Source organism: Aminobacter niigataensis, assembly GCF_014200015.1.
Taxonomy (GTDB): Bacteria; Pseudomonadota; Alphaproteobacteria; order Rhizobiales; family Rhizobiaceae; genus Aminobacter; species Aminobacter niigataensis.
This window is the reverse complement of the sequence record NZ_JACHOT010000004.1, coordinates 113312-137028: the sequence shown is the minus strand read 5'-3', so window position 1 is coordinate 137028 and position 23717 is coordinate 113312. Positions and strand designations below refer to the sequence as shown.

General features: G+C 65.0%; 23 protein-coding genes. 17 read left to right on the top strand and 6 right to left on the bottom strand.

All coding sequences use genetic code 11. The features are described 5' to 3' along the window. Positions 1–138: 138 nt before the first annotated feature. From dnaJ to GGQ99_RS15830, 5 genes are all read left to right on the top strand, one after another. Positions 139–1272, top strand: a complete 1134-nt coding sequence (dnaJ, locus tag GGQ99_RS15850) for a molecular chaperone DnaJ (RefSeq protein WP_108606105.1) — start codon at positions 139–141, stop codon at positions 1270–1272. Between the two features lie 99 nt (positions 1273–1371). Next, a complete protein-coding gene (gene pmtA / locus GGQ99_RS15845; protein WP_108606104.1) occupies positions 1372–1977 on the top strand; it encodes a phospholipid N-methyltransferase PmtA in 606 nt (201 codons plus the stop codon). A gap of 115 nt (positions 1978–2092) precedes the next feature. Further along, complete coding sequence (locus GGQ99_RS15840; RefSeq protein WP_183263286.1) at positions 2093–2689, top strand: NADPH-dependent FMN reductase; 597 nt, start codon at positions 2093–2095, stop codon at positions 2687–2689. Further along, on the top strand, positions 2686–3384 hold the full coding sequence (pyrF, locus tag GGQ99_RS15835; RefSeq protein ID WP_108606102.1) for an orotidine-5'-phosphate decarboxylase: 699 nt from the start codon (positions 2686–2688) through the stop codon (positions 3382–3384). The genes GGQ99_RS15840 and pyrF overlap by 4 nt, the downstream gene beginning before the upstream one ends. Before the next feature lie 22 nt (positions 3385–3406). After that, on the top strand, positions 3407–3694 hold the full coding sequence (locus tag GGQ99_RS15830; protein WP_183263285.1) for a DUF1330 domain-containing protein: 288 nt from the start codon (positions 3407–3409) through the stop codon (positions 3692–3694). A gap of 15 nt (positions 3695–3709) precedes the next feature. Here the strand turns inward: GGQ99_RS15830 and GGQ99_RS15825 are convergent, their stop codons facing one another. Next, on the bottom strand, positions 3710–4534 hold the full coding sequence (locus GGQ99_RS15825; protein ID WP_246389609.1) for a metallophosphoesterase family protein: 825 nt from the start codon (positions 4532–4534) through the stop codon (positions 3710–3712). 252 nt (positions 4535–4786) lie between these two features. On the opposite strand from GGQ99_RS15825, the gene GGQ99_RS15820 reads away from it, so the two are divergent. After that, entirely contained in the window at positions 4787–6058 is a 1272-nt protein-coding gene (locus GGQ99_RS15820) for a polyhydroxyalkanoate depolymerase (protein WP_183263284.1), read from the top strand. 303 nt (positions 6059–6361) lie between these two features. After that, on the top strand, positions 6362–6991 hold the full coding sequence (locus GGQ99_RS15815) for a transglutaminase-like cysteine peptidase (RefSeq protein WP_183263283.1): 630 nt from the start codon (positions 6362–6364) through the stop codon (positions 6989–6991). A gap of 189 nt (positions 6992–7180) precedes the next feature. On the opposite strand, the gene GGQ99_RS15810 is transcribed toward GGQ99_RS15815, so the two are convergent. Beyond that, a complete protein-coding gene (locus GGQ99_RS15810; RefSeq protein WP_183263282.1) occupies positions 7181–8713 on the bottom strand; it encodes a YifB family Mg chelatase-like AAA ATPase in 1533 nt (510 codons plus the stop codon). A gap of 217 nt (positions 8714–8930) precedes the next feature. On the opposite strand from GGQ99_RS15810, the gene GGQ99_RS15805 reads away from it, so the two are divergent. Both GGQ99_RS15805 and cml read left to right on the top strand, forming a co-directional pair. Beyond that, on the top strand, positions 8931–9992 hold the full coding sequence (locus tag GGQ99_RS15805) for a diguanylate cyclase domain-containing protein (protein ID WP_343061744.1): 1062 nt from the start codon (positions 8931–8933) through the stop codon (positions 9990–9992). Positions 9993–10235: 243 nt separating this feature from the next. Next, positions 10236–11420: a CmlA/FloR family chloramphenicol efflux MFS transporter gene (gene cml, locus GGQ99_RS15800; RefSeq protein ID WP_183263281.1), complete on the top strand. Its 1185-nt coding sequence runs from the start codon at positions 10236–10238 to the stop codon at positions 11418–11420. A 21-nt stretch (positions 11421–11441) separates the two neighbouring features. Here the strand turns inward: cml and gshB are convergent, their stop codons facing one another. Beyond that, the gene (gshB, locus tag GGQ99_RS15795) at positions 11442–12383 is read right to left on the bottom strand and encodes a glutathione synthase (protein ID WP_183263280.1); all 942 of its coding nucleotides are present in this window, start codon (positions 12381–12383) and stop codon (positions 11442–11444) included. Positions 12384–12678: 295 nt separating this feature from the next. On the opposite strand from gshB, the gene GGQ99_RS15790 reads away from it, so the two are divergent. The 6 genes from GGQ99_RS15790 to GGQ99_RS15765 all read left to right on the top strand — a co-directional run bounded on the left by GGQ99_RS15790 (position 12679) and on the right by GGQ99_RS15765 (position 18658). Next, positions 12679–14022: a putative bifunctional diguanylate cyclase/phosphodiesterase gene (locus GGQ99_RS15790; protein ID WP_108606056.1), complete on the top strand. Its 1344-nt coding sequence runs from the start codon at positions 12679–12681 to the stop codon at positions 14020–14022. Positions 14023–14258: 236 nt separating this feature from the next. Next, positions 14259–15026: an SDR family NAD(P)-dependent oxidoreductase gene (locus GGQ99_RS15785; protein WP_183263279.1), complete on the top strand. Its 768-nt coding sequence runs from the start codon at positions 14259–14261 to the stop codon at positions 15024–15026. Further along, entirely contained in the window at positions 15023–15955 is a 933-nt protein-coding gene (locus tag GGQ99_RS15780; RefSeq protein ID WP_183263278.1) for a 2-dehydro-3-deoxygalactonokinase, read from the top strand. The genes GGQ99_RS15785 and GGQ99_RS15780 overlap by 4 nt, the downstream gene beginning before the upstream one ends. Positions 15956–15959: 4 nt before the next feature. After that, positions 15960–16595: a 2-dehydro-3-deoxy-6-phosphogalactonate aldolase gene (locus tag GGQ99_RS15775; protein ID WP_183263277.1), complete on the top strand. Its 636-nt coding sequence runs from the start codon at positions 15960–15962 to the stop codon at positions 16593–16595. 1 nt (position 16596) lies between these two features. Then, positions 16597–17466, top strand: a complete 870-nt coding sequence (locus GGQ99_RS15770) for an SMP-30/gluconolactonase/LRE family protein (protein ID WP_183263276.1) — start codon at positions 16597–16599, stop codon at positions 17464–17466. Positions 17467–17602: 136 nt separating this feature from the next. Further along, positions 17603–18658, top strand: a complete 1056-nt coding sequence (locus GGQ99_RS15765) for a D-alanine--D-alanine ligase family protein (RefSeq protein ID WP_183263275.1) — start codon at positions 17603–17605, stop codon at positions 18656–18658. 33 nt (positions 18659–18691) lie between these two features. Here GGQ99_RS15765 and GGQ99_RS15760 read toward each other — a convergent pair whose 3' ends face one another. Continuing rightward, entirely contained in the window at positions 18692–19048 is a 357-nt protein-coding gene (locus tag GGQ99_RS15760) for a septal ring lytic transglycosylase RlpA family protein (RefSeq protein ID WP_108606050.1), read from the bottom strand. Positions 19049–19447: 399 nt separating this feature from the next. Further along, positions 19448–21334 carry a glycosyltransferase family 2 protein gene (locus GGQ99_RS15755; protein WP_183263274.1) on the bottom strand — a complete coding sequence of 629 codons (1887 nt, stop codon included), beginning with the start codon at positions 21332–21334 and terminating at the stop codon, positions 19448–19450. 176 nt (positions 21335–21510) lie between these two features. On the opposite strand from GGQ99_RS15755, the gene GGQ99_RS15750 reads away from it, so the two are divergent. After that, positions 21511–22485 carry a glycosyltransferase family 2 protein gene (locus tag GGQ99_RS15750; RefSeq protein ID WP_183263273.1) on the top strand — a complete coding sequence of 325 codons (975 nt, stop codon included), beginning with the start codon at positions 21511–21513 and terminating at the stop codon, positions 22483–22485. A 175-nt stretch (positions 22486–22660) separates the two neighbouring features. Further along, positions 22661–23035, top strand: a complete 375-nt coding sequence (locus GGQ99_RS15745; RefSeq protein ID WP_183263272.1) for an SPW repeat domain-containing protein — start codon at positions 22661–22663, stop codon at positions 23033–23035. 116 nt (positions 23036–23151) lie between these two features. On the opposite strand, the gene GGQ99_RS15740 is transcribed toward GGQ99_RS15745, so the two are convergent. After that, positions 23152–23640 carry a YbjN domain-containing protein gene (locus GGQ99_RS15740; protein WP_108606046.1) on the bottom strand — a complete coding sequence of 163 codons (489 nt, stop codon included), beginning with the start codon at positions 23638–23640 and terminating at the stop codon, positions 23152–23154. Between the last annotated feature and the right edge of the window lie 77 nt (positions 23641–23717).

Here is a 23717-nt window from a genome sequence, read left to right as displayed (position 1 = left end):
TGCAACCTGAAGCGAAAAAGTGCGGCGAAAGCCGCGCAAACTCTGGCATCGCGGCCTCAGGCTCACTAAATCGAAGCCTGTCGCCAGAACACCGGCAAACAATGCCACAAGACATTGGGCAACCGGCAGCGGGAAGATATGAAAGCTGATTTCTACGAAACGCTGGGCGTCCAGAAGGGCGCTGACGAGAAGGAGCTGAAGTCGGCCTTCCGCAAGCTCGCCATGCAGTTCCATCCCGACCGCAATCCTGGCGACGATGCCTGCGAGCACAAGTTCAAGGAAATCAACGAAGCCTACGAGACGCTGAAGGACCCGCAGAAGCGCGCCGCCTATGACCGCTTCGGCCACGCCGCCTTCGAGAATGGCGGCATGGGCAATGGCGGCGGCGGCGGTTTCGGTTCGGGCGGCTTTGCCGACATCTTCGAGGACATCTTCGGCGACATGATGGGCGGCGGCCGGCGTCGCTCCTCAAACGGTCGCGAGCGCGGCGCCGACCTGCGCTACAACATGGAGATCACGCTCGAGGAGGCCTTTGCCGGCAAGACCGCGCAAATCCGCGTGCCGACGTCGATCCTGTGCACCGAATGCGCCGGCTCCGGCGCCAAGCCGGGCACCCAGCCGGTAACCTGCTCGATGTGCGCCGGCCACGGCAAGGTGCGCGCCAGCCAGGGCTTCTTCTCGATCGAACGCACCTGCCCGCAGTGTCAGGGCCGCGGCCAGACCATCAAGGACCCGTGCGGCAAGTGCGCCGGCCAGGGCCGCGTCACCGAAGAGCGTTCGCTGTCGGTCAACATTCCCTCGGGCATCGAGGACGGCACCCGCATCCGTCTTGCCAATGAGGGCGAAGCCGGCCTGCGCGGCGGCCCGTCGGGCGACCTCTACATCTTCCTGTCGGTCAAGCCGCATGAGTTCTTCCAGCGCGACGGCGCCGACCTCTATTGCAAGGTGCCGATCTCGATGACCACGGCCGCCCTGGGCGGCTCGTTCGAGGTGGCGACGCTCGACGGCACCCAGACGCGGGTGAAGGTGCCTGAAGGCACCCAGAACGGCCGCCAGTTCCGGCTCAAGGGCAAGGGCATGCCGATTTTGCGCCAGCCGCAGATCGGCGATCTCTACATCCAGACAGCGGTCGAGACGCCGCAGAGCCTGACGCGGCGCCAGCGCGAACTGCTCGAAGAATTCGAAAAGCTGTCCTCGACCGAGAATTCGCCGCAATCGAGCGGCTTCTTCTCGCGCATGAAGGACTTTTTCGAGTCCTTCGGGGACAAGTGAGAATTGTTTCTGCCGTAACGTAAATTGAGCCAGCTTTCCGCTTGCCTTGAGCCACTTTGCTGTTATTTCTCCGGCAGCAGGGGTGAGGAGATCAAAGTGATGCCACGCGGTTCCGGATTGCGCAAAACCCTTGCGGCCAAGTTCGACGACGAGTTGAAGTTCTTCAAGGGCTGGATCGACAAGCCGAAAGCCGTCGGCTCGATCGTGCCGACGAGCTCGTTCACCGCAAAGCGCATGGCCTCGGTCATCGACACCAAATCGGGCCTGCCGGTCCTCGAAGTCGGTCCCGGCACCGGCGTCATCACCAAGGCGATCCTGGCCCACGGCGTGAAGCCGGAAGACCTCTACACGGTCGAATACTCCGCCGATTTCGTCCAGCACCTGCGCCGCAACTTTCCCGGCGTCAACGTCATCGAGGGCGACGCCTTCGCGCTCGATGCCACGCTCGGCGACAAGAGCGGGCTGGTCTTCGATTCGGTCATCTCGGGCGTGCCGCTGCTCAACTTTCCCGTTGCCAGCCGCGTCGCCTATCTCGAAGGCCTGCTCAAGCGCATTCCCGCCGGCCGTCCGGTGATCCAGCTCACCTACGGGCCGAAGTCGCCGATCCCGCCGGGGCTGGGCAACTACACGGTCGAGCATTTCGACTTCGTCATCCGCAACATCCCGCCGACGCAGCTTTGGGTCTATCGCCGCGGCAAGCACTGACCTTGCCTTTCCGGCGCAAATCCGGGTCGAAAACCGCTTCACGTTTGCCCGATTTGCTCTATACCCGCAGCCATGAGACTGAGCGCGCGTGGAAACGCGCGCAACAGGATGGTTGATGCCGATAATCCCCAGGATCCTCGTCTTCGCCGGTTCGACCAGGACAGGCGCCTATAGCGGCCGGACCGCCGACTGCGCCCAGAAGGAACTGGCGCTGCAGGGCGCCGACGTGACCCGCATCTCGCTGGCCGACTATGAGCTGCCACTGATGAACGAGGATCTCGAGGAGCAGGAAGGCGTACCCGAAAACGCCTTGAAGCTCGCCCGCCTGATCGACATGCATGACGCCGTGCTGATCGCCACGCCTGAATATAACGGCTCGATGCCGCCGCTGCTCAAGAACGCCATCGACTGGGTCAGCCGTGTCAGCCGCGACGGCACCACGCGGCTTCGGCCCTACCCCGACAAGTTGGTGGCCATCTGCTCTTCGTCCGACGGCCATTTCGCCGGCATCCGCAGCGCCACCCATCTGCGTGCCGTGCTGTCGCACATCCAGATGGACGTGATCTCGCCGCAGGTTTCGGTGCCGCATGGCGGCCAGGCCTTCGACGAGAACGGCGATTTCCGCGAAGAACGCCTGCGCAAGGGCATGGAGCGGCTGTGCCGCGAACTGATCCAGCGGGCGATACTGCTGTCAACGAGGACCGAGCCATGAAGATCGAAGCAATGCGTGACCGGCTGATCGTCGGGCTCGACGTGCCCAGTGTGAAGGACGCCGAACAGGTGGTCCGCGACCTCGACGGCACCGCCACCTTCTTCAAGATAGGCTACCAGTTGGCCTTTGCCGGCGGTCTCGACTTCGCCCGAGAGCTTGCCAGCGACGGCAAGAAGGTGTTCCTCGACATGAAGCTGCTCGACATCGACAACACGGTGGCCAAGGGCGTCGAGAACATCGTCAAGATGGGCATGGCGATGCTGACGCTGCATGCTTACCCCAAGGCGATGAAGGCAGCGGTGGAAGCGGCCAGGGGCAGCGACCTGCGCCTGCTGGCGGTCACCGTGCTGACCTCGATGGACGAAAAGGACATGATCGACGCTGGCTACGAGTACGACCCGCACACGCTGGTGCTGCGCCGTGCCGAGCAGGCACTCAAGGCGGGCATGGGCGGCATCGTCTGCTCGGCCAGCGAGGCGTCCGCGGTGCGTCGCATCGTCGGCCCAAACATGGCGGTCGTCACCCCCGGCATCCGCCCGGCGGGCAGCGACCATGGCGACCAGAAGCGCGTCGTTACCCCTGCCGACGCCATCCGCAACGGCTCGAGCCACCTCGTCGTCGCCCGGCCGATCGTCGGCGCAGTTGACAGGCGGGCTGCGGCGCAGGCTATCCTCGAAGAAATGGCGCAGGCCTGAGCATTTTTCGGGGAGGAAATTGATGACCAAGGCTTACTGGATCGCACGCGTCGACGTGCGCGACCCCGAGGGCTACAAGGGCTATGTCGCTGCCGCGAAACCGGCCTTCGAACGCTTCGGCGCCAAGTTCATCGCCCGCGGCGGCGCTCATGAAGCCGTGGAAGGCCCCGGCCGCGCCCGCAACGTCATCATCGAATTCGCCTCGATGGAAGACGCGCGCAACTGTTACTTCTCGCCCGAGTACCAGCACGCGAAATCGATCCGTCAGCAATTCGCCGATGGCGAGATCATGCTGGTCGAGGGTGTCTGACCACTACGCCTGCCGCTATGCTGGAGGCATGCGGCCGGTGCGGACGGAATAGGCGACGTCATGCCGGCCGGCCTGCTCGGCCTGGCGCGCGGCGGCCTCGAAATCATAGGGTACGGCTCGCAGTTCTGCCGCCCACCCGTCGGCAAGGCTTTCGACGATTGCATATCGCGCATGGGGAGCCCCGGCCTCCATCACATGCGGGACGGGCGTCGTGTCGCGATATCCAGGCATGCCGACACTGCCAGGGTTGACGATTAGGATGCTACCGGCGGAAGCGATGCGTGGAATATGGGTGTGGGCGCACAGGACCAGGCGCGCCTTGCCGATCCCTGCAAGCCTGGGAAGGATGGCTTCCTCCGCATCCAGCATCGGGCGGCCGGAACTGACGTCCTCGAGAAGATATTCCAGATCGCCGCCCGCTGGGCTTCCATGGCAGGCAAAGACCTGTCCATCCGCGAGTTCGAGTGTCCCTGGCAGGCTTGCCATCCATTCGAAATGCGCGCCGGTCAGGCGGGGGCTCGCAAAGGCATCCGACAGGCCCGTGCCGCCTTGGAGCAATTGGCGCTCGTGGTTCCCGGCAATCGTGGGGCATTCGAGGTCAATCTGCATGTCGGTACTGCGGGCCGGATCGAAAGGCCCTGAGACAAGATCGCCGAGATTGACGATGAGGTCGGGTGCGGAGGCCCGTATGTGGGCCAGGACCGCCTCGAGCGCCAGCGCGTTTCCGTGAACATCAGCAATGGCAGCAATTCGCATTGAACCCCCGATTTTCGTGCCGACACCGACGCTAGTGCAAGCCGGCGTCGCCGACAAACTGCGGCTTCTGCGGCGGATCGACAAACGCTCGGTTGACTGCGTGGTACCCCAACTGCCCGTTCCCACGCCATCTTTCGGCGGTGCACAATGTCAAGGCATGGCATTTGTAAGCCGGCGGCCGCGATGGAAACGCTTTTTCAACAGCTTGGACTAAAGGATGACCCTGTTTCGCACCAAGTCGCATATTGCATCGCAGCAGATGTTTGCTACCTTTCGCTGCATTGCATGACGGGCCTCCGGCCGGCTCGCCTCCCCGAATGGCCGTATGAGGACATCATGTTTTACCAGCTCTATGAATCGACCCACGCCGCGCTGCAGCCGGCGCGCGCCTATGCGGATGCGGTCAAACTGTTCTATTCCAACCCGCTCAATCCGTTTTCGCACATGCCGCTGGGCCGCTCGGTGGCGGCGATGGCGGAACTGTTCGAACGCACCACGCGCCGCTATGGCAAGCCGCAGTTCGGCCTCGACAAGACGGTGGTCGACTGGCAGCCGGTGGCGGTGACCGAGAAGGTCGCCTGGTCGCGGCCGTTCTGCAACCTGATCCGTTTCGAACGCGACCTGCCGGCGGGCCGCCGTCCCGACCCCAAGCTGCTGATCGTCGCGCCGATGTCGGGCCACTACGCCACGCTGCTGCGCGGCACGGTCGAGGCGATGCTGCCGCATGCCGACGTCTACATCACCGACTGGACTGACGCCCGCATGGTGCCGGTGATCGAGGGCAAGTTCGACCTCGACGACTACATCGATTACGTCATCGACATGTTCCATGCGCTCGGGCCGGACACCCACGTGATGGCGGTATGCCAGCCTTCGGTTCCGGTGCTGGCGGCGGTGGCGGTGATGGAAGCGCGCGGCGATCGCTTCGTGCCTTCGAGCATGACGCTGATGGGCGGACCGATCGACACCCGGCGCAACCCGACCGCAGTCAACGAACTCGCCGAGAAGAAGAGCATCGAGTGGTTCCGCGACAACGTCATCATGCAGGTGCCATGGCCTGCGCCCGGCTTTGCCCGCGACGTCTATCCGGGCTTCCTGCAGCTGTCGGGCTTCATGACCATGAACCTCGACCGCCACATCATCGCCCACAAGGACTTCTTCATGCACCTGGTGAAGAACGACGGCGACAGCGCGGAGAAGCACCGCGACTTCTACGACGAATATCTCGCGGTGATGGACCTGACCGCCGAGTTCTATCTCCAGACGGTCGACACCGTGTTCGTGCGCCACGCCTTGCCCAAGGGCGAGATGACCCACCGCGGCCAGCCGGTCGACACCTCGGCGATCCGCAATGTCGCGCTGTTCACCGTCGAAGGCGAGAATGACGACATTTCCGGCCTCGGCCAGACCCAGGCCGCGCACGACCTGTGCAGCAACATCCCCGCGGACATGAAGGCGCACTACATGCAGCCGGCTGTCGGCCACTATGGTGTCTTCAACGGCTCGCGCTTCCGCGCCGAGATCGTGCCGCGCATCGTCGACTTCATGACCAGCTACGGCGCCTCCGCGCGCAAGCCGGCCAAGCCGCAGCTAGTCCGCAAGGCCTGATTTCAGGCCGCCAGCCGCCAACCCGTCTTATCCACAGCAAGGCCCGGCGCCAACCGCCGGGCCTTGCTGCATTGTGGCGCCGCCTGGATAGGCAAGGGACGCCCTAACCCTTTGAATCCGCACAGCGCGCATGCCGAAAGCCGTTTGCCGGCGTGTGCGCCGGCGCGGCGCGTCCTGTTGCACAATAGTCGCGGCGCAGCACCCGCGGTAACCATGTCTGCAATCTGCCGCGAGCTTTGATTGACTCCAGGCCGCCCTCGACCTTAACGTTTTATTAACGATGTAAAGGGGCGAGCGGGGCAGATGATTTCCGCAGCAGGCGTGCGGTGCGCGGCGGGGCGTGCCGGTGTGTTTTTGGGGCTGGTGGCGGGCGTTGTCCTGTCTGCCGGCGCGGCCTTGGCGGCGTCGCAGCCGATGGTCACCGGCGGGCTGACCTCGCAGCCGATCGGTCACTACGATTTCTGCCGCCTCAACCCCAGGGAATGCTCGATCAAGCAGCGCGACACCGGTCCCGAGCGGATGACCGGCGCCCTGTGGCGCAAGATGGTGGCAGTCAACGTCGCCACCAACGCGGCGATCAAGCCGATGAACGATATCGACATCTACGGCCGCGACGAGGTCTGGATCTATCCGGCCAATGGTGAGGGCGACTGCGAGGACTATGTGCTGGAGAAGCGCCGCATGCTGAGCCAGGAAGGCGTCTCGCTGGCGAACCTGCTGATAACCGTCGTGCGCAAGCCTGACGGCGAGGGCCATGCGGTGCTGACCGTGCGCACCTCCAAGGGCGACTTCGTGCTCGACAACCTGACGGACACCGTGCGTCAGTGGGACGAGACCGGCTATCGTTATCTCAAGCGCCAGTCGAGCGAGAACACCGGCCGCTGGGTTTCGATCCGCGAAGGCCAGGCGACGATGGTCGGCTCGGTCAAGTAACCGGTCAAATACCCCCTTAGCCGCAGCGTCACCGAACCCGACGCAGCCCAGCGTGCTCTCAGCAATCGAGCCTGTCCTATCCGGCGACGGCCCTTGCGCCATGCGCCAGCCGGCGGCGATCGGTGCAGGCCGGCGCCCACCTGCTCCCGCGCACCAAGCAAGTCACTTCGGGCGACGGCTCAACTCCGTCTAAGCCGCTTGCGCCATGCGTTCTGAGCTGATGCGGTAGGAAATCGCCTCGGCGAGATGGATGCGGCCGACCGTCTCGCTGGCGTCGAGATCGGCCAGCGTCCGCGCCACCTTGAGCACCCGGTGATAGGCACGGGCGGAAAAGCCGAGCTTTTCGCTGGCGTCGCGCAGCAGCGCGAGCCCGGCGGCATCTGGTATGGCGATATCCTCGATCAGGCCGGCGGAACATTGCGCATTGGTGGTGGCGCCGGTGACGCCGTGGCGTTCCAGCCGTTCGCGCTGGATCGTGCGGGCCCGGGCGACGCGGGCGGCGACATCGGCGCTCGCCTCCGACTTGCCGGCACGGATCAGGTCGGTGGCGGAGACCGAAGGCACCTCGATGCGCAGGTCGATGCGATCGAGCAGCGGGCCGGAGATACGCGCCTGATAGTCGGACTGGCAGCGCGTGCCGCGCAGGCAGCGGTAGCCGGGCTCCCCGGCCATGCCGCAGCGGCACGGGTTCATCGCCGCGACCAACTGGATCCGTGCCGGATAGGTGATGCGGTGGTTGACCCGGGCGATCATGCATTCGCCGGTTTCGAGCGGCTGGCGCAGCGAATCGAGCACCTGCGGCGAAAACTCGGGGAATTCGTCGAGAAACAGCACGCCGTGATGGGCGAGCGACACCTCGCCGGGCCGCGCCCGCAAGCCGCCGCCGACCATCGCCGCCATCGAGGCGGAATGGTGCGGCGCACGGAATGGCCGCCGGTCCGTGAGCTTGCCCTCGGCCAGTTCGCCGGCGACCGAGGCGATCATCGAGACTTCGAGCAGTTCCTTGGGCGAAAGCGGCGGCAGGATGGAGGGCAGGCGCGCCGCCAGCATCGACTTGCCGGCACCGGGAGGACCGACGAACAGCAGGTTGTGGCCGCCGGCCGCTGCCACCTCGAGCGCGCGCCTGGCGCTTTCCTGGCCCTTGACGTCGGCAAGATCGGCGATGCCGGTGGCCGGCGCGCGGATGCCGGCTTCGGGCCGCGAAAGCACCTGCGTGCCGCGAAAATGGTTGGCAATCGCAATCAGGCTGCGCGGCGCCAGGATGTCGATGCTGGCGCCGGCCCAGGCGGCTTCCGGCCCGCTGGCCGCCGGGCAGATCAGCCCCTTGCCCTCGGCATTGGCGCCGATGGCCGCCGGCAGCGCACCCGCAACCGCCGCGATCGTGCCGTCGAGCGACAGTTCGCCGAGCACGACATAGGCGGAGAGCGCGTCGCCCGGCAACGCACCAAGTGCTGCCATCAGGCCGAGCGCGATGGGCAGGTCGTAATGGCTGCCCTCCTTGGGCAGGTCGGCGGGTGCGAGATTGACGGTGACCTTCTTGGCCGGCATCGACAGGCCCGAGGCATGCAGCGCCGCCTGCACCCGTTCGCGGCTTTCGGCCACCGCCTTGTCGGGCAGGCCGACGATCTGCATGCCGACCTTCCCCGGTGCGACCATCACCTGCACGTCGACGGGAACCGCCTCGATGCCCTGGAATGCAACAGTGCGCACGCGCGAAACCATGCTGCCCCCTCCGCCCGGCCTCCCCAGATGCACGATCAGGTCGCGGACGATTTCTTGAAAGACAAGCATAGATTGTAAATTGATGCAAGAACATTTAAAGAACATAGGCAGCCGTTGTTTACGCTAGCTGATACTGCCGGGCATGGCGCGTGGTGCCGGGCGCCGGATAGAGAATCTTAAATGCTTGTGTGCGAATATAAGGCGCATCAAAGAGAAGGTGATCGACCTCGCCATGCGCCACAGGCTGCCTATGCGAAAAGTCGGACGGCCGGGCGCCCTTTCGCGCCGCGGCGCGGCCAGGATCGCGGAACTCGAGGCGCGTCTGGCGGTGCAGGCGACGCTGATCCGCGAGCAGGCCGCCTCGCTTGCACACAGCCAGAAGATCTTCGACAGGTCCTCGGCAGCCGCCCGCATCGGCGTCTGGCAATGCAACCTCGCCGACCAGGCGCTGGTATGGACCGACGTCGTCTACGACATCTTCGATCTTCCGCGCGGGTCGGCGCTCGAACGCCAGGAAATCGTCACGTGCTATACGCCGGAGTCGGCGGCGGAGCTCCATGTCAGACGCAGCCAGGCGATCGCGGAGCGCACCGGCTTTTGCCTGGACGCCGAGATCGTCACGGCCAAGGGCAATCGCCGCTGGATCCGCATCACCGCATGCGTCGAGTGCGAGGACGGCGTTGCCGTGCGTATCTTCGGCCTGAAGCAGGACATCACCGAAGAGAAGATACTCGCCGACCAGACGCGCTATCTCGCCGAGATCGACGTCATGACCGGGCTTGCCAATCGCAGCCAGTTCCAGTCGAAGCTGGCGGCATGGACCGAGCTGTGTGCCGAGCACCCCGCCCCCGGCGCGCTGCTTCTGCTCGACCTCGACGGCTTCAAGCAGATCAACGATACCTTCGGCCATGTCGTCGGCGACGAGTGCCTCAGAGAGGTGGGCCGGCGGCTCGAGAGCGCCTGTAGCGGCGCGCAACTCGTTTCGCGCATCGGCGGCGACGAATTTGCCGTGCTGTCGGGGCCGAACCTCGACCTGCAGGCGATTTCGGCGCTTGCGCTTGCAATCATTGAAAGGCTCGGCGAACCGATAGATCACTGCGGCACGCCGCTCAGGCTCGGCGGGTCCGTCGGTATCGCGCTGTTCGAGGCCTGCACGCCGTCGGAACTGCTGGTCAGGGCGGACACCGCGCTCTATCGGGCCAAGGCGGCCGGGCGCAACACGTTCCGCATCTTCAGGCCGGGCGATACCGCCGGCCTGCGCGGCCATCGCGCCGCGTAGGCGTTGACCGGCATCACAGGCCACCGACCAGGCTTGTTCCGGGCAAGCCATGCTGGTATTGCAACCAAAAGATCAAAGCGAGCACGAGCATTCGCGAAATGAACATGGGCACAGTCGAGTCCGCAGACAGATAGGCCGCAACAACACCGAGACGTTGTTGCGGCGCCCTGCCCTCTCATTTCCCTAGACAAGCGAAGTGGCAGATCGCCGCCAGATGAAATTCATTTGAGCGGATGCATTGCCATGCCCAATCGAAACTCTCCCGCGTGGAGCTACTCACTGCCTGCGGCGCTGCTGCTGATGGCGCCCTTCGACATCCTGGCCTCGCTGGCCATGGACATCTACCTGCCGGTCGTGCCGGAGATGCCGGCCATCCTCGGCACGACGCCGGACATCGTCCAGCTGACGCTGAGCCTCTACATGATCGTGCTCGGCCTCGGCCAGGTCGTCTTCGGCCCGATCTCCGACCGGATCGGCCGCCGGCCGGTGCTGATCGGTGGCGCGGTCCTGTTTGCGGCAGCCTCGTTCCTGCTCGCCGGCACATCGTCCGCGGCGCTCTTTGTCGGCTTGCGCGTGATCCAGGCGCTGGGTGCGTCGGCCGCCCTTGTCGCCACCTTCGCCACGGTGCGCGACGTCTATGCCGAGCGGCCGGAAGGCACCGTCACCTATGGCCTGTTCAGTGCCATGCTGGCCTGCGTGCCGGCACTCGGCCCGATCGCCGGGGCGCTGATCGCCCATGGTCTGGGCTGGCGCGCGATCTTCTTGAGCCTCGGCATTCTTGCCGTCGGTGCCGTGCTGAATGCGCTGCCGCGCTGGCACGAGACACGGCCCGATACCGTGCGGTCGCGGCCGGTGTTCCGAAAAATCCTGAAAAGTCCGGCCTTCTGGGTCTACACGCTTGGCTTCAGCGCGGCGATGGGCGCGTTCTTCGTCTTCTTCTCGACGGCGCCGCGCGTGCTCATCGAGGGGGCCGGCTATTCCCAGATCGGCTTCAGCATGGCCTTCGCCACGGCGGCGGTGGCGATGATCGTCACCACACGTTTCGCCAGACTGTTCGTGGCGCACTGGGGCATTGCCGGCAGCCTCGCTCGCGGCATGGTCCTGCTTCTGCTTGGGGCAGTGCTGCTCACGGTCGGGCAGCTGTTCGCCGAACCGTCGTTGCTGACCTTCGTCGTCCCGATGTGGGTGATCTCGGTCGGCATCGTCTTCGCCGGTTCGGTGACGGCAAATGGCGCGCTCGAGGCATTCGGCGATGCCGCGGGCACCGCCGTGGCGCTCTATTTCTGCGTCCAGAGCCTGATCGTCGGCCTGATCGGCACGGTGGCGGTGATCGTGCTCGGCGGCGATACGGCCTGGCCGCTCGTCGCCTACTGCACGATCATGCCGGTAGTCACCCTTGGCGGCCTCTGGCTGCTCGGACGACGTTAGCGAAAAGTGGAGGCGGGCCTCTCAGGCCCGCTTCTTCTCCACCGCGTCCCAGAACAATGCCGCGATGTCGGCGCCGCCGAATTTCTTGACCTCGCGGATGCCGGTCGGCGAGGTCACGTTGATCTCGGTCATGTAGTCGCCGATGACGTCGATGCCGACGAGGATGAAGCCGCGTTCGCGCAGCGACGGGCCGATGCGGGCGCAGATCTCACGTTCGCGCTCGGTCAGCTCGGTCTTCTCGGCACGGCCGCCGGCATGCATGTTGGAGCGCGCGTCGTGCTCGGCAGGCACGCGGTTGATGGCGCCGACGGGCTCGCCGTCGATCAGGATGATGCGCTTGTCGCCCTTGCGCACGTCCTTGAGGTAGCGCTGGACGATGTAGGGCTCGCGGAACATCTGGCCGAACATTTCGAGTAGCGACGACAGGTTGCGGTCGGCCTCGTGCAGATGGAAGATGCCAGCGCCGCCATTGCCGTAGAGCGGCTTGACGATGATGTCGCCGAACTCCTTGCGGAAGGCGGTGACTTCTGCCGGGTCCTTGGTGATCAGCGTCTCCGGCATCAGGTCGGCAAATTCGGTGACGAAGATCTTTTCGGGGCTGTTGCGCACCCAGGCCGGGTCGTTGACGACCAGCGTCTTCGGGTGGATGCGCTCGAGGATGTGGGTGGTGGTGATGTAGTTCATATCGAAGGGCGGATCCTGGCGCAGCAGGATCACGTCCATCTCCGACAGGTCGGTGCGGATGGGCTCGCCGAGGGTGAAATGGTCGCCCTTGACGTCGCGCACTTCGAGCTTCTCGATGCGCGCGAAGACCTTGCCGTCGCGCATCGACAGCCGGTCGGGCGTGTAGTGGAAGAGCTCGTGGCCGCGCCGCTGCGCCTCCAGCGACAGCGCGAACGACGTGTCGCCGGCGATGTTGACGGTGGAGATATGGTCCATCTGGACGGCGATCTTGAGCGGCATGGAGGTCTCCGGCGCAACTGGTCGATGGTGATGGCGCGGACAAGCAGAACCGGCCGCACGCCTGGGTGACGAGGATGTAGCAATTTGGCCGCCTTATGCAATGGCAGGGCGGCCTCTTGGCGTTGCGCGATGGCCTGACGCCGACGCGGAAGCGCACCGCGCAACGTCGGCGGATCGGGGGCAACCGGCAGGGATTGAAACCGGTTTCGCAAATGACGGATTGAATACAATTCCTAAACGCTTTGCTGCCAGTGTCCTGCAACGATTGCAATCAATGGAAGAACAGAGACTAGGTATGTCACTCGGCGCGAGCTATTCGGACAGGGATACGGCGGATCTGGCCTTCACCGACGCCTTGACCGGCCTCGGCAACCAGCGCCGTTTCTTCGACAAGGTCGAGCGCCTGATCGGCGACCGCGCCGAGGACCCGGCACCGTTCACCGTCGGCATCCTCGATCTCGACGGATTCAAGCCGATCAACGACCTGTTCGGCCATCGCGCCGGCGACGAGATCCTGGTCCAGGTGGCGATGCGACTGCGCGCTGCTTGCGACGGCTATTCAGCGGTCGCACGCATCGGCGCCGACGAATTCGCCTTCCTCTATCCGCTAGTGTTCTCCGAGGATGCGGCTGCCGAAAAGGCCCGCATGCTGATCGAGATTCTGTCGGCGCCCTACGATGTCGGCGAGCGCACTGCGCGCCTGTCGGCCTCGGTCGGCTGCTCGCTGTTCCATTCCAGCGACGACACCACCGAAACACTGGTGCGCAAGGCCGAGACCGCGCTCTACCACGCCAAGCGCTCGGGCCGCGGCCGCGTCGTCGTCTACACCCGCGAAATGGAAGAGGCGGCCAAGCGCGTCACCCGCATCGAGCAGGCGCTGCGCCGCGCCGTCGCCGCCGGTGAGGTCGCGCCGCATTTCCAGCCGATCGTCGATCTCAACAGCCGCCGCACCATCGGTTTCGAGGCGCTGGCCCGCTGGACCGACCGCGATCTCGGCCCGGTGTCGCCAGCCGTGTTCATTCCCATCGCCGAAGAACGCGGCATCATCGGCCCGCTGTCGCAACTGGTGCTGCGCAAGGCGGCGGAAGCTGCGCGCAGCTGGCCGAAGGACATGTTCCTGTCGTTCAACCTGTCGCCGTCGCAGCTCGTCGACCAGAACACCGGCCTGCACATCTTGTCGATCCTCGAACGCACCGGCTTCGACCCGCGCCGGCTTGAGATCGAGATTACCGAAACCGGCCTGATGACCGATCCGGCCTCGGCCGAAAAGATCGTCGAGGATCTCCGGCGCGTCGGCATCCGCGTCTCGCTCGACGATTTCGGCACCGGCCAGTCGTCGCTCGGCCGCCTGCGCGAATTCCGCTTCGACAAGCTCAAGATCGACCGCGCCTTCGTCGCCTCGATCCTCGAGGACCGGCCGTCCGAACACATCATCCGCGCCATCCTGGCGATGTGCGAGGGCCTCGGCATGGATGTCGTTGCCGAAGGCATCGAGATGGAAGCGCAAGCCGAGCGGCTGGTGCAGTTCGGCTGTGCCGGCGGGCAGGGCTATCTGTTCGGCCGCCCGGCAGATGCCGACGCGACGCTCGGCTACCTCCGCGAAGCCCATCGCGGCGCGGCCTACGCGCGGGCGATCTGAGCAAAGCGCCAGGACGCAGTTGCTTCCCCTTCGATAGCCGCGTCCGGTCACCTGCGCACCGGGCAGGGCAGTGCCCAGTTTGCCCCCTGTAACCTCGACGTTTCATTACCCCTTCAATCGTTTGAAAAAGACGCTTTCGGCGGCCGAAAAGCGTTTCAACTTTACCGGTCGATGGGCTAATACAGGCGCGCTGCGCGGCCAGCCTTGCCCGGCCCGCACGATGCGGGGGAAAAATCATGATGCCATCGGCACGATTTCCTGATCTCGAGGGGCAGTCGGTGCTCATCACCGGCGGCGGCACCGGCATCGGTGCCGTGCTGACCGAAGCCTTTGTCCGCCAGGGCGCAAAGGTCGCCTTCATCGACATCGCCCTGAAGCCGAGCCAGGAACTGTGCGCCGAGATCGAGCAGGCGACGGGCAACCGGCCGCTCTACCTGCGCGCCGACCTGCGCGATATCGCCGAGCTGCGCCGTGCGGTGGCCCGCGCGGAGGAGGAGCATGGGCCGGTAACGGTGCTGGTCAACAACGCTGCCAACGATGTGCGCCACGAGGTGGCCGACGTCACCCCCGAAAGCTGGGACGACAACCAGGCGGTCAACATCAGGCCGCACTTCTTCACCATCCAGGCGGTGGCGCCGGGCATGGTCAAGGCCGGCGGCGGCTCGATCGTCAATTTCAGCTCGACCTCCTACATGCTCAATATCGGGGCCATGCCTGCCTACACGGCGGCAAAGGCTGCGATCGTCGGGCTGACCAAGGGGCTCGCCGGCCGCTACGGCCCTGACAACATCAGGGTCAATGCGGTGGCGCCGGGCTGGGTCATCACCGAGCGACAGCGCGAATTGTGGGTCAGCGAGAAGGCGCTCAAGTCGCACATATCGCGGCAGTGCATCAAGCGCATGATGCTGCCGGAAGACATGGTCGGCACGGTGCTATTCCTGGCGTCGGACGCATCGAGAATGCTGACGGCGCAAACTTTGATCGTCGATGGAGGTATCCTGTGAGTTCCAAGCCAACAATCGCCGCCGTCGACTGGGGCACCACGCGGCTGCGCGTCTGGCTGCTCGACGAGGCGGGCGCTGTCGTCGACGAGCGCCGCAGCGACGAAGGCTTGCTCACCGCCCAGCACAAGGGTTTTGCGCCGATCCTCGACCGCCATCTCAAGGACATGGGCGCGCCCGGCGACCTGCCGGCCATCGTCTGCGGCATGGCCGGCGCTCGCCAGGGCTGGATCGAGGCGCCCTATGTCGAGGTGCCGTCCTCGCTTAGCGACATCCTGGGTGCCGCAGTGCCGGTCCCCGGTGCCGGCCGCGACGTCCGCATCGTGCCGGGGCTCGCCCAGCGCAATCCGCGCACGCCCGATGTGATGCGTGGCGAGGAAACCCAGCTGGCCGGCGTCGCCGCCGAGGTCGGCTCCGGCAGCCATCTCGTCTGCATGCCTGGCACCCACTGCAAATGGGTCGGCGTCGATGACGGTACGGTCAGCGGCTTCGGCACCTGGCCGACGGGCGAGATGTTTTCGGTATTTGCCCAGCATTCGATCCTGCGCCATTCGCTTGGCGAGAAGCCGGCGCCGGTGGCTCCCGACAACGCCGTGTTCCAGGAGTGGTGCCGCGAGGCACTGGCGGACGGCGACATCGGTGCCCGCCTGTTTGGCATCCGCGCCGCCGGCCTGTTGAACGGGCTTGGACAGGCCGATGCGGCGGCGGCCCTGTCGGGCCTGCTGATCGGCGCCGAGATCGCCTCGGCGACGCGTCGCTTCGGCAAGCGCGACACGCCTGTCGTGTTGGTCGGTTCGGGACCGCTGGGCGCGCTTTATGCCGAGGCGCTGAAGCTTGGCGGTCTGGCGGTGCGCCTCGCCGATGCCGACAAGGCAGTGCTTTCAGGCCTGGTGGCCGCAGCCCGGCGCAATGGAATGCTTGTTGAGGGATGACGACATGACTGTAACCGCTCCATTTCCGGCACTTGGCCGCGGCCTCGTCGCCATCCTGCGCGGGCTGAAGCCCGAGGAAGCGCTCGATGTCGGCCGCGCCGTTTTCGACGCCGGCATCGAGGCGATCGAGGTGCCGCTCAATTCGCCCGACCCGTTCCGTTCGATCGAGATCTTGGCCAAGGCGCTGCCGACGGCGCTTGTCGGCGGCGGCACCGTGGTATGGGCCAAGGATGTCGACCGGCTCAACGACGCCGGCGGGCGCCTGCTGGTCAGCCCGAACATCGACGCCGAGGTGATGGGCCGCGCCGGCGTGCACAAGATGGTGACGATGCCGGGCGTCTTCACGCCGACAGACGCGTTCCTGGCGCTGCGCCTCGGCGCTTCGGCGCTGAAGTTCTTCCCGGCCAGCGTGCTCGGCACCGGCGGCATTTCGGCCATTCGCGCCGTGCTGCCCAAGGAAACGCAGGTGGGCGTCGTCGGCGGCGTGTCGGAAGTCGATTTCGACGCCTATGCCAAGGTCGGCGTCCAGCTGTTCGGGCTTGGTTCGAGCCTCTACAAGCCTGGCATGACGCCAGCCGAAGTCGGCCAGCGCGCCCGTGCCGCCGTCGCCGGCTGGGACGCCATCGGCAAGGGAGCCTGAGATGGCAGCCGTGATCCTGTCCGACGAAGCCTGCAGCCTGGGCGAGGGGCCGACCTACGATCCGGCCAGCGATACGCTCTACTGGTTCGACATCCTGGCCAGCCGCATGCTGGAAAGGAAACTGTCGGGCGGGCAAACGCGCATCCACCAGCTCGGCGAGATGGCAAGCGCCATTGCCACGATCGACGGCGAACGCCAGCTGCTGCTGACCGAGACCGGGCTGCATGTCCGCGATGCCGCGACCGGCAAGCTGACGCTTCACATGTCGGTGGAAGCCGCCAACACCGGCACGCGTTCGAACGACGCCCGCGTGCATCCTTGCGGTGCGCTGTGGTTCGGCACCATGGGCAAGAATGCCGAGGCAGGGGCTGGCGCCATCTACTGGTATTTCCGCGGCGAGCTGCGGCTGCTGTTGCCGGCGATCAGCATCCCCAACTCGATCTGCTTCAGCGCCGACGGCAAGACCGCCTATTACGTCGATACGGCCGTCAACCTGCTCTATCGCCTCGACTGCGATGCCGACACCGGCCTGCCGCTGGGCGAGCCGAAGCTGTTCGTCGACCGCCGCGGCGACAAGGGCGGCATCGACGGCTCGGTGGTCGACCGCGATGGCGTCCTGTGGAATGCGTGCTGGGGCGGAGGCCGCATCGACGCCTATGCGCCCGATGGCAACCTGCTGCGCAGCGTGCCAGTGCCGGCGGTCCAGGCCTCCTGTCCGGCCTTTGTCGGGCCCGCGGCTGACCGGCTGGCGGTGACCAGCGCTGCAGTAGGACTGAGCGCCAAGGCGCTGCGGGCCGACCCGCATGCCGGCAAGACCTTCCTGCTCGACGTTGCCGTCAATGGCCGCCACGAGCCGAACGTCCTGATCTGAGTTTCAGACATCAGGGCTGTCGCCCGGACGGCGGCAACAGGTCGGTTTTCCGGCATGTCATGTGGGTCGAGGATGCCATTGTCGGCAGCCGGCGCGGCATCATTGCTTCGCCGCATGACAGCAGGAAGCGTGCCCGATGACCGGAACAAGACCGACGCTCATTCTCGTCCATGAGCCGGAGCGCGCCTGCTTCGACCGGCTGCTGGCCGATGGATTTCCGGCCCAGGCGGCAACGGAGATTTCCTCCTATCTGGCGCAGTCGACCGACCTGGCGCCCGAGTTCGAAGCACTTGCCGCCGCCTGCGCGGCGCGCGGCCTCGATTTCCGCGCCGTCGAGCTTGACGATGCGGCCGAGGTGCTGGAGGCATGCGACCGCCGCGACAGCCTGGTGTGGACGCTGACCGACGGCATAGCTTATTTCCGTGGCGGCGCGGCGCCGGCGCTGGCAAGGCTGAATGGCCTGCGCACCATCGGCGCAGACGACAGCCTGTTTGCGCTGTGTCAGGACAAGTTCCGCGCGGGTGCGGTTCTCGCCGCGCTCGGCTTGCCGGTGCCAGCTGCGGGCCTGGCGCGTGGCGACAAGTGGCTGGTCGAGCCGCCGGCGTCATCGTCGGGCTATTTCGTCAAGCCGAACCGGCTCGGCGCCAAGATAGGTATCTGGGAGGATTCGCGCATTGGCAAGGCCGGGGATGCGCTGGCGCTCGGGCGCCGGGTGTTCGACGCCTATCGCGATGACGTCATCGTCCAGCCCTATGTCGCGGGTCGCAATGTGCGTGCGAGCTTTCTGGCCGTCGACCCCGATGCCGGGCCCGAGGTGCTGGGCATCGTCTTTGTTGATTCAGGCGGCGATTTCCAGACCATGGCCGACAGCATGGCGCTGTATGGCGATACCGGCACCGCCGCCAAGGCCGACGGAAGCTACAGCGAGCCGGAGCTGGTTCATGTGGGATCGGTTCAGCCGGTTGCTGCGGCGACGATCCGTCGGATTGCGGCCCGGCTGATGGCGGGGCTCGGCCTGCGCGATCTCTTTTCGCTCGATTTCCGCGTCGAGGCCGACGACACGGTGCACCTGATCGAGTTCGAGGTCTGTCCCGGACTGCCCTGCTTCGATTTCCGAGCCTATTGCCGGGCCGAATGGCACCTCAGCCTCGTCGAGGCGATGGCCGAGACAGCCGCGCGGCGCATCGGCTAGTTCGCGAAGTGCCGCGCCTTCGGCGCGCAAATGTCAGGTGCGCTGCATGCAGACAGATGTGTGGCCCGAGCGGATGAAGCCGATCTGCTGGGCCGCGCCCTTGGAAAGGTCGAGCACGCGTCCCTTGGCAAACGGGCCGCGATCGTTGATGCGCACGACCACGCTCTTGCCGTTCTTCTGGTTGGTCACCCGGATCTTGGTGCCGAAGGGAAGCGAACGGTGCGCTGCGGTCATGGCCGATGGATTCATGCGTTCGCCCGAAGCGGTCTTCGAGGTCAGCGCGTACCAGGAAGCCTTGCCGCATTGGGCCGAGGCGGTACCGGTGAAGGCAATCATCATGCCGGCGGCGAGGGTGGCCGCCGCGATCGCGGGCTTGGCGCTCTTCTTCATCTTCTGGTTAATGCTCCGTTGATGCACACACGGAGCGGTTTCAACCCAAATGTGGCAGCGAATGGGGCAAGCTTCGGGCGGTTCCGTGGCGGCCGCACACGTTTGGAGTCTCAAGGTAACAGTTTGTCAGGCGGATTCTTTGAATCTGTAAGGAATTTATTCACAAAAGCCGATGCCGCGCAGAGGTGAGCTTCAGATGTGCCTGAGTCCCCGCTCATGTAGAGCGTGGCGATTATTGCTTGGGTATACTTGGCAGATAGATGCCGGCCAAAGGAAAGATCGATAACGACCAGAAACTGGTTCGGATGATTCAAGTAGGATTGTGCGGGCCCGTAGCGCGATAAAACGGGCGGATTGCCCCGTGCCCTGGAACCGGTTCCGGCGGGTGGCCGCCGTGATCTATTTTGTGCGTCGTGCCTCGCCTGTGCCGCGCATCGCCCTGATACCCCGCCGCAGGAAACAGCCCATTGCGCTTGTCATGCCCGGCACCGCACGGAAGAATTCCGGGTCGGAGAACAGGTTTGGGTCGTATTCGACGGTATCGAGCGCCTGGAGCTTCTCCCAGGCCGTCGACCGGTCTCCGGCGACGAGCGTGCGCAGGTTGGCGGTCGTCTTGCGGTCGTGGACGAAGGACAATTGCACGTGCTCGGCCATGCGCCGGCGCTCTGCCGCATCGAAAAGCTTCACCAGCTTGTAGTGGCGCATCGGCAGCAGCAGCGGGCTGCGCCAGGCGTCGGAGCGAACCCTCGGCTGGTCGGAGTAGCCGAGATCGTGGAAGCCGTGATGGACCTTGATGTCCTGGCGGTACCTCACCAGCGGAACCTTGCGCAGCACGTCCACCGTGCCGGCGATGCGATAGCGCGCATCGATGCAATAGCTCGCGCGCCATCGTTTGCCGAAGGCCCAGCGCACCGACTTGTTGGCGCGGTAGGCGGTGCTGTCGCCCCTTCCATCGAGCAGATGGCGATCGAACTCATGCAGGAATGAGGCATGTGCCGGGCCGTTGGCCAGGCTCGAAGCTGCCGGCAGCATGTCGACGAGCACACCCGGCACCCAGGACCGGCCGGCGGCCGATGCGGCCAAGACCACGTCGCCCATGGTGCCGCCGAGCGCAGACGGGACATCGACGAATTCGTCGGCGTCGATGGTGAGTGCCCATCGACCTTGCGGCAGCACGGCCTTCATGGCGGCCATCAGCCACGCGTTCTTGCAGGTTCGATAGTGGCCCACCCTCGGCGCCAGGGTAAGGACGTCGCGATAGGGCAGGGTTTCGGCCACCGGCACCGCCGAGCGGTCGTCGATGATGAAGAACGGTCCGCAGCCGATGCGGCTGTAATGCCTGTACCACTCCTCGAGCACGAACGTGTCGTCCTTCACGCAGGCAAAGACCGGCACCTTGCCGTCGTCGAGTTGGGGAAGGGGCCGGCTCGGCTCCTCGAAAAAGCACCGCAAGGCCTCTGCCGGACCTTGTGCGGCGATGGCTACGTGCACCGCCTGCATCGCTTCGGCAAAATAGCGCTCCTTGTTGTCGGCCTTGCTGGCATTCCTGGCAAAACTTGATGCGCGGTTGAAGTGTTGCATGGCGCCGAGAAGCCCGCAGTCGTCGGCATAGCCCTTGTTCCTTGGGTTGAGCGGCTTGGTGGTGCGCAAGTCGTCGACCACAAGGTTTTTCACTGTGATACCTTCGCCGAGCATGAAGTTGGCAGTGGCCTTCGACTTCTGCAGCGCGCCGCCGGGGAAATGCGAGATGTAGGTGAGGTCGCGGTCGGCCCGCAGCGCGGAGAGGATGAGGTCCATCTCGTCGAACTGGCGCGGCAACGCCCTTTCGTCATATCCAACGGAACGATAAAGATCGGCCGGCAGCGTGACCCTGCCGCAGGTGCCGTCGCCCCAGTTGCCGCTGAAATGATGGATCAGCATCTTGCGGCCATGCTCGGCATGCAGGTCCAGGATTTGCTGCGTCTCTGCCGGCGAGACGAAGTTGTCGGCGTCAAGGCTGGAATAGATCGCGCCCTCGATATGGTCGCGGAACACGTTTTTGGCCCGGCCGAAATGCCATGGATCCAGGTGCCCGACCCGCCTTGGCTTCAGGTACCCGGACGCGATTTCCGCGACAAAGGTCTCGCGCAGCCAGCAATCCAGTTCGTCGTCCGTGTCGAAATTGGCGACGACGAATTCCACCAGCGTTTCGAACTGGCGGTTCTGGTCGAGATTTTGCCGCAGCGTCAGCCTGAGGTCGGCCGCCCGGTCCTGGACGGGGATGCAATAGGACAGGATCGGTCTCATGGAACACTCGCGCGGTTTGCTTCGGCCACTCAAGCCTGCCTGATTAAATCGGGTTGTATCGCATAAAAATTTCTACTTGCAATAGATGTATGATTGTGGGAAACGGGAGCCGCCCCCGCACTTGAGACCTGTTGCCGCTGCCCTGGCGACGCAAATCCGAATGCGGAGCAAGGGCCATGTCCTCGAATTCGATGCCGCGTCTGCGGCTCTGTGTTGCTGCCATCACCCGGCAACGACCAGTCATGCTCAAGCAGCTTCTCGCCTCATGGTCTGCTTGTGAGATGCCTCCCCTCACCGACGTCAGCTTCGTCGTGGTCGAGAATGCGGCTCAGCCCGATTGTCGCGATATCGTGCTTGGCGCTGCCGGGGGCCTGAACCTCGACTATCGGCTCGAGCCGTCCATCGGCATTCCTTTCGCGCGCAATCGTGCGGTCGCGCATGCGCTCGAAACCGGGGCCGATCTTGTCGCCTTCGTCGACGACGACGAGCGCGTTGCCAAGGATTGGCTTGTCGAACTTGTCGCCGAACATCGCCGCAGCCGGGCGCTGCTCATCGGCGGCCCGGTGGAGGCGCAGCCGCCCGCGGTTCCGCTGTCGCGGTGGCGCAAGGCGATCATGCGCGGGGTCCAGCAGCGGTTCCGCCACAAGGCGTTCGTTGCCCGGCGCCAGAACGCGGCGGGCAGGGCAGATCGGATCACCGTCGTCACCAACAACTGGCTCGCCCACCGCGATCTGTTCGTGGTCCACAGGCTGCGGTTCGACGAGCGCGATCCGATGTCGGGTGGCAGCGACGCGGCATTCGACCACGAGGTCACGCGCCTTGGACTGACGAAATCCTGGGCTGACCGGGCCATGGTCTACGAAACGATGCCGCCTTCACGCCTGACCTTTTCCTATCAGTTCAGGCGCGCCCGCGATCAATCGCTGGCGTCGTTCACCCGCAAGCGAAGGGGCGGCGACAGGAGGGCAGCATCGCTCGTGCCGCTGCTCGCCTACAGGCTGCTTGCCACTGCCGCCACCGCACTTGCGGTGCCGGTCCGCGGTGGCCCTGGGGTGCTTGCCCTGGCGCGTGCGTCCGGTTGGTCGGCCGGCCGGATACTCGGCTTGCTCGGGTCGCGGTCGCGGCTCTATGCGAAGGTGACCGGCGAGTAGCTTCGATGTCGCCAGTGTGATCGTCCGCCGGAACCGGATCCATTGAACTTGTTGCACTTTTTTGAGATAATGGCGCCAGTGCGAAGAACGCCCGACTGAGGAGTTCGACAACCACGCACTTGGTCCTCACGGGCGTTTGAGCAGAACTCAAATGTAGCCTGAGAGGATTTTGATCATGGCAACGCTCAATGTAATGGGTCCCCTGGGACTGTCGCAACATCGGCGCTGGGAGGACATCGCTTCGATGATCCTCGGCGCCGCGATCATCGTGTCGCCGATGTGGTTCGGCGAAACCGGCATGCCGACCATGATGGCGGTGACCGCACTCGTCGGCGCCGCGATCGTCGTGCTTTCCGGACTGGAGCAAATCTTCCTGCGGCGCTGGGAGGAAATCCTGTCGCTGTTCTGCGGCGTCTGGATGGTGGTGCAGCCCTTCGTCTTCGGATATGGCGGCGTGCTGCGCAACTGGCATGTCGGCCTCGGCATCGCAGTGGCGGTGCTGGCAGTTCTGGAACTCTGGCAGGACCGCAACCGCAACCTCGAGGCTTGAGCAAGGCAGCTCGACGCGCGAAGGCCCCGTAACTGACAAGGGGCCGAAGCTTACTCATGCAAAGGGGGCCGATGGGTGCCCTTTGCATGAGTTCGCGAGACTGGAGGCCGCGCTGTTCAGCGCCAGCCGATATAGGCGGTGAACTCTGCCATCAGCGTGTCGAAACGCTCGAGGTTTTGCGACAGGTTGCCGGACGAGACGCCGCCGCCGCAATCGATCAGATAGTCGAAATAGGTATTGTCCTTTTCGTTGGAGGCGCGGCCGGCGACCTTCTTGTTGTTCCATTCGAGCGCTTTGTCCTGCATCGCCTTGTCGGTCTTGAAGCTGCTCTGGAACTGCACCCGCCGACATTTCTGCGGTTCGCCCTCGCAATTGTAGAAATAGACCCAGAAATTCATGCCTGAGGCCTTGGAATCGATGACCGGCAGGTTGTCGCTGTCGGTGCCGACCTTGGCCTGATATCCGGCCTTGGTCATGATCTCCTGGAGTTCCGCGACGGTGACGCCTTCGAGCACGCTCGGCGCGGCTTGGGGTTTGTCTTCAGCCCTGGCTGCAGTACCGGCAGCAAGGGCCAGGGCACCGGCGAAAAGGGCAAAGCGCAGCATCGGCGTGCTCCTCAACAGGTTGTGCGAACGTATTAGCGCAACCTGATATTATCACCGACCATGGGCCGGCTGGAAGC

Bases quoted from the DNA above. Each gene is read 5' to 3' on its own strand.
- GGQ99_RS15830 (WP_183263285.1), top strand. From the start codon at position 3,407: ATGACCAAGGCTTACTGGATCGCACGCGTCGACGTGCGCGACCCCGAG.
- GGQ99_RS15740 (WP_108606046.1), bottom strand. From the start codon at position 23,640: ATGCTGCGCTTTGCCCTTTTCGCCGGTGCCCTGGCCCTTGCTGCCGGT.
- GGQ99_RS15790 (WP_108606056.1), top strand. From the start codon at position 12,679: ATGTCACTCGGCGCGAGCTATTCGGACAGGGATACGGCGGATCTGGCC.
- dnaJ (WP_108606105.1), top strand. From the start codon at position 139: ATGAAAGCTGATTTCTACGAAACGCTGGGCGTCCAGAAGGGCGCTGAC.
- cml (WP_183263281.1), top strand. From the start codon at position 10,236: ATGCCCAATCGAAACTCTCCCGCGTGGAGCTACTCACTGCCTGCGGCG.
- GGQ99_RS15770 (WP_183263276.1), top strand. From the start codon at position 16,597: ATGGCAGCCGTGATCCTGTCCGACGAAGCCTGCAGCCTGGGCGAGGGG.
- GGQ99_RS15820 (WP_183263284.1), top strand. From the start codon at position 4,787: ATGTTTTACCAGCTCTATGAATCGACCCACGCCGCGCTGCAGCCGGCG.
- pmtA (WP_108606104.1), top strand. From the start codon at position 1,372: ATGCCACGCGGTTCCGGATTGCGCAAAACCCTTGCGGCCAAGTTCGAC.
- GGQ99_RS15810 (WP_183263282.1), bottom strand. From the start codon at position 8,713: ATGGTTTCGCGCGTGCGCACTGTTGCATTCCAGGGCATCGAGGCGGTT.
- GGQ99_RS15760 (WP_108606050.1), bottom strand. From the start codon at position 19,048: ATGAAGAAGAGCGCCAAGCCCGCGATCGCGGCGGCCACCCTCGCCGCC.
- GGQ99_RS15815 (WP_183263283.1), top strand. From the start codon at position 6,362: ATGATTTCCGCAGCAGGCGTGCGGTGCGCGGCGGGGCGTGCCGGTGTG.
- gshB (WP_183263280.1), bottom strand. From the start codon at position 12,383: ATGCCGCTCAAGATCGCCGTCCAGATGGACCATATCTCCACCGTCAAC.
- GGQ99_RS15765 (WP_183263275.1), top strand. From the start codon at position 17,603: ATGACCGGAACAAGACCGACGCTCATTCTCGTCCATGAGCCGGAGCGC.
- GGQ99_RS15785 (WP_183263279.1), top strand. From the start codon at position 14,259: ATGATGCCATCGGCACGATTTCCTGATCTCGAGGGGCAGTCGGTGCTC.
- GGQ99_RS15750 (WP_183263273.1), top strand. From the start codon at position 21,511: ATGTCCTCGAATTCGATGCCGCGTCTGCGGCTCTGTGTTGCTGCCATC.
- GGQ99_RS15745 (WP_183263272.1), top strand. From the start codon at position 22,661: ATGGCAACGCTCAATGTAATGGGTCCCCTGGGACTGTCGCAACATCGG.
- GGQ99_RS15755 (WP_183263274.1), bottom strand. From the start codon at position 21,334: ATGAGACCGATCCTGTCCTATTGCATCCCCGTCCAGGACCGGGCGGCC.
- GGQ99_RS15775 (WP_183263277.1), top strand. From the start codon at position 15,960: ATGACTGTAACCGCTCCATTTCCGGCACTTGGCCGCGGCCTCGTCGCC.
- pyrF (WP_108606102.1), top strand. From the start codon at position 2,686: ATGAAGATCGAAGCAATGCGTGACCGGCTGATCGTCGGGCTCGACGTG.
- GGQ99_RS15840 (WP_183263286.1), top strand. From the start codon at position 2,093: ATGCCGATAATCCCCAGGATCCTCGTCTTCGCCGGTTCGACCAGGACA.